The 757-nt window shown below is 36.1% G+C and carries 2 protein-coding genes; one reads left to right on the top strand and one right to left on the bottom strand.

Annotation, left to right across the window (positions count from 1 at the left end; all coding sequences use genetic code 11):
* A partial coding sequence (locus tag GO685_RS05895) for a transposase (RefSeq protein ID WP_410543296.1) occupies positions 1 to 159 on the bottom strand: 159 nt, incomplete at its 3' end.
* Between the two features lie 57 nt (positions 160 to 216).
* On the opposite strand from GO685_RS05895, the gene GO685_RS05390 reads away from it, so the two are divergent.
* A complete protein-coding gene (locus GO685_RS05390) occupies positions 217 to 684 on the top strand; it encodes a hypothetical protein (RefSeq protein WP_175937889.1) in 468 nt (155 codons plus the stop codon).
* Positions 685 to 757 lie beyond the last annotated feature (73 nt).

Raw genomic sequence — 757 nt, forward strand, 5'->3', positions numbered from 1 at the left:
TTTCTTTTCACACCACCTTTTAAATCGCCTGTGTATACTCCTGTAATTGGCATATATTTTAGGTAAAAGCCTACACTGGCAGCCACTTTTGCCCATGTACCACACTGTTTCCACAAATATTCTCAATTTCTCTTTGCTCTTGCTGTGTATTCCTTTCACGCTTTTCAAAAAACTAAAAACTTGTTTTCAATTTCCTTCTTTTATATAATATGCCATTTGGTAGTTTCTCTATTTTTAGCTAAGTTAAACTACCAGTTTTTGCTACATCTTTCCTTATTTTCTCATGATAAACTTTTTTCACAGAGACTAGGACCTGTAAAAGATATAATTTGTGGAGTTGAGAGCGAAGACGATCATAATGATCAATACATGAAAAGTCGTGAATATGTAGGCTACAGAGCAGGGAAAGTGTACTCATTGTGTCAACTGGCTGCTTTCTTAGCAGCTAGCATAATATTGCAGCCTTTACTTTTGACAGCAGCATATTTGTCGTATTTTCCATTCAAGTTATTTTCAAAGATAACAGGGAACAACTGCTTAAAAGCAAGTACAAGGTCATTGGTCGATCATTCGAACGTATTTTTAGATATTGGACAGGAATGCGCTACTGCAGTGTCCAGAGTATTTAATAAGATTGTAAGTTACATCTGTGCTGCTGTCGTTTGGACGCTAACTATGGATTAGAAAGAGAGTAGAGAGAGAAATAGGGTAAACTCCAGTATTTTAGCAACAATAGGAGGTTACCCAATGCATAAGA

The sequence above is a fragment of the Wolbachia endosymbiont of Madathamugadia hiepei genome, assembly GCF_013366855.1.
In the GTDB taxonomy this organism is placed as follows: domain Bacteria; phylum Pseudomonadota; class Alphaproteobacteria; order Rickettsiales; family Anaplasmataceae; genus Wolbachia.